This window comes from Shigella sp. FC1967 (genome assembly GCF_001743005.1).
GTDB lineage: Bacteria > Pseudomonadota > Gammaproteobacteria > Enterobacterales > Enterobacteriaceae > Proteus.
On record NZ_MIIZ01000659.1, the window covers coordinates 1 to 5,322 of the forward strand.

Below are 5,322 nucleotides of genomic sequence, written 5' to 3' on the forward strand. Positions count from 1 at the left end.
ATTAATTTGTTTCTCAGCGAGATAACAAGTGAGTGGAGCACTAGAGATATATAAAAATATGTGATTGGTGGGGGGTAAAGGACATCAACAATACTGAAGCTTGAAATATGACGAGTATATAGCAAAAAAACATTATATATTTCTAATTCTAATAACTAGATTATATATCCGCTTTCTCTTTAGGTTACTTATTATTGAGTCATAAAATAAAACAGGCAACAATAACGTTGCCTGTTTTTTGTTGCTAATTAGCGAGGAGAAACCGTTAAGTTATTTCCGTTACCAATAACTGCAACACGTTGACCTTGACTATAAACTGTATTATCTGCTTTTTGAACGATAGCAACAGTTTTACCCGTATCTAAACGAACTTCAATTTGAACACCCTTAGTGGTATTTAAAGCACCTTGTGCTTGTTGCCCTGCCATACCCCCTGCAATTGCACCAGCGGCTGTTGCAAGGTTACGACCTGTACCACCACCCACAGTATTACCTAACATACCACCGAGAACGGCACCACCGATAGCACCTAAAATATTTTCATCGCTACCCGCTTGAATATTTACTGCACGCACAGAAACCACTGTACCATAAGTAATATTTTGTGCTTGTTTCGCTTGACTTGCGGTATAAGTATCACCGGATAGTGAATTTGTATTCACACAACCAGTAAGTACAGTCATTGTAAAAAGACCAATAAGTAAATGCTTAAACATAGTTACTCCTAAAGAAAATCTGATGTAAATGGCTCAGATTATACAAATGTTATCTAGTATCAGTTATAGCTTGTTTTTTGCGTATGTCGACACTGATTTTAATAATATATAGCTTATTATATAGTAAAGGCCGATAGTAAAAACAGAAGAGATTTCTGAAAAGAGAGAATATAACATTATATGTTAAAAGTTTGCATCATCTTGATTATAAGGAAAAGAACATGAGAGCAGGGCGGTACATTGGCGTGATGTCAGGCACAAGTTTAGATGGTGTTGATGTTGTATTAGCTGCAATCAATAATAAGTTCGTTGCACAACAAGAAACTCATTTTTTACCTTATCCACAAAATCTACGCCAACGAATTTTAGCTGTTTGCCAAGGGCAATCTACAACCTTGCATGAAATCGGTCTATTAGACGCCCAATTGGGTGAACTTTATGCGCAAGCAATTATAGAGTTGCTTGCAAAAGTAAAACTTAGTGCGAGTGATATTACGGCGATAGGGTGCCATGGACAAACTGTTTGGCATGAGCCAGAAAGTGATATGCCCTTTACTATGCAAATTGGTGACAACAACCGTGTTGCTGCATTGACAGGAATTACGACAGTTGGTGATTTTCGCCGCAAAGATATTGCTTACGGCGGACAAGGTGCACCTTTAGTACCGGCTTTTCATCTTGCTGTATTAGGACATCCTGCTGAAAAACGCGTGATTTTAAATATTGGTGGTATCGCCAATATCTCATTGTTATTACCCGGTATTGCCGTCAAAGGTTACGATACGGGGCCAGGAAATATGCTATTAGATAGCTGGAATTGGATCCATAACCAAACACCCTATGATGATAATGGTAAATGGGCTGCGACGGGTACGGTGAACCCAATTTTATTGAAAGATATGCTTTCGGATCCTTACTTTTCGCGTTCAGCACCTAAAAGTACAGGGCGAGAATATTTTAATACACAATGGCTAAATTACTATTTAGCAAGAGTACCTAATGTTTTTCCTGAAGATGTACAAGCAACACTCGTGGAATTAACGGCGATAAGTATTGTGCAACAGATCCAACTAAACGGTGGATGTGAACGTTTACTCGTTTGTGGTGGTGGGGCGAGAAATGGACAAATAATGCATCGTTTAGCGGCACTATTACCCGGTACAGAAGTTGCGACAACAGATAAATATGGGTTAAGTGGCGATGATATGGAAGCGTTGGCATTTGCTTGGTTAGCTGCTCGTACTATTGCAAATGAATCAGGAAATTTACCTTCTGTAACAGGGGCATCAAGAGAAACTGTTTTAGGGGCGATTTACCCTACAAATCCTCGTTAAGCGTGATATGCTGAATACAGTTTCTCAAAAGAGAGAGTGAAAAATGACAGAACTTGATTTTATTGATGTTGCAGATTTACGCCGCGAATATATGAATGGTGGACTACGACGTCATGAATTAACTGAACAGCCATTAGTTTTGTTTGAAAAGTGGTTGAAGCAGGCTTGTGAAGCGCGTTTGAGTGATCCTACTGCAATGTGTGTTGCAACTGTTGATGAAAATGGCCAACCTTACCAACGTATCGTGTTATTAAAACACTTCGATGAACATGGCTTAGTCTTTTACACTAACTTGGGCAGTCGCAAGGCGAGTCATTTAGAACACAATCAACGCGTTAGTTTATTATTCCCTTGGTATCCATTAGAAAGGCAAGTTTGTTTTTTAGGGAAAGCTGAAAAGCTTTCTCCCATTGAAGTCATTAAATATTTCCATAGTCGCCCTAAAGATAGTCAAATTGCGGCATGGGCTTCTCAACAGTCTTCCCGTATCTCGGCAAGAGGCGTGTTAGAAAGTAAATTCCTAGAATTAAAACAGAAATTCCAAAATGGAGAAGTGCCATTACCGAGTTTCTGGGGGGGATATCGAGTGACATTTGATTCTGTCGAATTTTGGCAAGGGCGAGAAAATCGTCTACATGATCGCTTTATCTACCAAAAATCACCACAAGGATGGGACATTGAGCGATTAGCACCTTAATAATGTGTTAATAAATTTACCTCAAAAAGTCTTTTTCTACTGGTACTTAATGTAGTGGCGCTTTATGCTATACCACTTGTGTTTCACTTATATTTTAAATAGACAAAAAACAATAAACCGATGGAGTCATTGATGTCTAGCAAGAACCTAATCACACAATTGCAGGAGCGTGGGCTAATCGCTCAGGTCACGGATGAGGCAGCTTTAGTAGAGCGTTTGGAGCAAGGTCCTATCGCTCTCTATTGTGGCTTCGATCCAACCGCTGATAGCCTGCACTTGGGGCATTTGGTTCCTTTGCTGTGTTTAAAACGATTCCAACTAGCCGGGCATAAGCCTGTGGCGTTGGTGGGTGGTGCAACGGGTCTAATTGGTGATCCTAGTTTTAAAGCCACCGAGCGCAAACTGAATACCCAAGATACTGTTCACGAATGGGTAGAAAAAATTCGTAAACAAGTGTCACCTTTCTTAGATTTCAACAGTGGTGAAAACAGTGCGGAATTAGCAAACAACTATGACTGGTTCGGTCAAATGGATGTGCTGACATTCCTGCGTGATATCGGTAAACACTTCTCTGTGAACCAAATGATCAACAAAGAAGCGGTTAAACAACGTTTAAACCGTGACGATGTGGGGATCTCTTTTACTGAATTCGCCTATAACCTATTGCAAGCTTATGACTTTGCGTCATTAAATACGCATTTAGGTGTTGAATTACAAATCGGTGGCTCTGATCAGTGGGGTAATATCACTTCAGGTATCGATTTAACCCGTCGTTTCAATCAGAAACAAGTATTTGGTATGACTGTGCCATTAATTACTAAATCTGATGGAACTAAATTTGGTAAAACAGAAGGCGGAGCGGTTTGGTTAGATCCTAAAAAAACAAGCCCATACAAATTCTACCAGTTCTGGATCAACACAGCAGATGCTGACGTTTATCGCTTCTTAAAATTCTTCACATTTATGAGCATTGAAGAAATTAATGCACTTGAAGAAGAAGATAAAAATAGTGGTCAAGCGCCTCGTGCTCAACGTGTATTAGCAGAACTCGTTACTGGTTTAGTTCATGGTGAAGAAGGTTTGATCGCTGCTAAACGTATTACAGAAAGCTTGTTTTCGGGTGCAATTGCAGATTTAACGCAAGCTGATCTTGAACAATTAGCACAAGATGGTATGCCAACAATTGAGTTAGAAAAAGGCAGTGATTTGCAACAAGCACTGGTTAATGCGGAATTAGTTCCTTCTCGTGGTCAGGCTCGTACAATGATCGGCTCTAACGCAGTTTCAATTAATGGCGAAAAACAAGACAACCCTGAATACGTCTTTGAAGAAAATGATTTCTTATTTGGTCATTATTCCATTTTGCGTCGCGGTAAAAAACATTACTGCCTTGTTATCTGGAAATAAATTGACAGTAAAGGGCAGCTGGTGAGTTGCCCTTTTTCTTAATAACAATAAATAAACGTATATACCTCGCCTATGATGATAAAGCTTGGGTGTTGTGTGTATTCACAATAATCGGTTTATGTCATGAAAAATATACTCTCTATTCAATCACATGTTGTTTTCGGTCATGCTGGTAACAGCGCCTCTGAGTTTCCAATGCGTCGTATGGGGGTGAATGTTTGGCCTCTAAATACCGTGCAATTTTCAAATCACACACAATACCCAGAAAAATGGACTGGCTGCGTCATGTCAGCAGAACATATTACTGAAATTGTTGATGGTATTGCCGCAATCGGTAAACTTTCACAATGTGATGCGGTACTAAGTGGCTATTTGGGATCGGCTGAACAAGGTTTACGCATTGTTGATATCGTCAAAAAAGTAAAACAAGCAAATCCTAACGCATGGTATTTTTGTGATCCTGTCATGGGACATCCTGAAAAAGGGTGTATCGTTCCTCCCGCTGTTTCAGGCGTGCTATGTGAAAAAGCATTACCTATTAGTGATATCATTGCACCTAATTTATTAGAGCTTGAAACATTAAGTGGTGGCAAAGCCCTTCATAATGTTGATGAATGCGTCAATGCAGCTCGTGAATTGTGTAAACAAGGCCCTAAGATTGTATTAGTCAAACACTTATCACGTGCAGGATATCGTCATGATCGCTTTGAAATGCTGCTAGTAACGGCAGAACACAGTTGGCATGTTAGTCGTCCATTAGTTGATTTTGGTGAGCGTCAACCTGTGGGTGTCGGTGACTTAACAAGTGGCTTAATGCTGGTGGATTTACTTAAAGGTGTTGAATTACAAACTGCATTAGAACACGTTGCCGCGGCGGTTTATGAAGTGATGCTAAAAACGAAAGAGATGAATGAGTACGAACTGCAACTTGTTGCTGCTCAAGATCAAATGGTGCATCCAACACACAGATTCTGCGCAACACAGATAGATTAATTGTAATAAAACGCATTTAATTAAAACAAGAACGGAGGCTTAATCGTTTCCGTTTTTTTAGGCGGTCAGTTGTCAGATATCGATGGAATATAAGAACAAAAATAATATTATATGTCGTAAAAAAATATTTTTTTCGCAGTGCTCGAAATTATTATTTATTTTATTTCCTTTAGTT

The 5,322-nt window shown here is 39.4% G+C and carries 5 protein-coding genes; 4 read left to right on the forward strand and 1 reads right to left on the reverse strand.

What is annotated here, in order from left to right:
• Nucleotides 1-248: 248 nt before the first annotated feature.
• Nucleotides 249-716, reverse strand: coding sequence for an outer membrane lipoprotein (locus BHE89_RS08945; protein WP_069369296.1), 468 nt, complete (start codon nucleotides 714-716; stop codon nucleotides 249-251).
• Nucleotides 717-937: 221 nt separating this feature from the next.
• On the opposite strand from BHE89_RS08945, the gene anmK reads away from it, so the two are divergent.
• The 4 genes from anmK to pdxY all read left to right on the forward strand — a co-directional run bounded on the left by anmK (nucleotide 938) and on the right by pdxY (nucleotide 5,147).
• Nucleotides 938-2,050: an anhydro-N-acetylmuramic acid kinase gene (gene anmK / locus BHE89_RS08950; protein WP_069369295.1), complete on the forward strand. Its 1,113-nt coding sequence runs from the start codon at nucleotides 938-940 to the stop codon at nucleotides 2,048-2,050.
• 43 nt (nucleotides 2,051-2,093) lie between these two features.
• Nucleotides 2,094-2,747 carry a pyridoxamine 5'-phosphate oxidase gene (gene pdxH / locus BHE89_RS08955; RefSeq protein ID WP_069369294.1) on the forward strand — a complete coding sequence of 218 codons (654 nt, stop codon included), beginning with the start codon at nucleotides 2,094-2,096 and terminating at the stop codon, nucleotides 2,745-2,747.
• Between the two features lie 132 nt (nucleotides 2,748-2,879).
• On the forward strand, nucleotides 2,880-4,154 hold the full coding sequence (gene tyrS, locus BHE89_RS08960; protein WP_069369293.1) for a tyrosine--tRNA ligase: 1,275 nt from the start codon (nucleotides 2,880-2,882) through the stop codon (nucleotides 4,152-4,154).
• A gap of 123 nt (nucleotides 4,155-4,277) precedes the next feature.
• On the forward strand, nucleotides 4,278-5,147 hold the full coding sequence (gene pdxY / locus BHE89_RS08965) for a pyridoxal kinase PdxY (RefSeq protein ID WP_069369292.1): 870 nt from the start codon (nucleotides 4,278-4,280) through the stop codon (nucleotides 5,145-5,147).
• Nucleotides 5,148-5,322 lie beyond the last annotated feature (175 nt).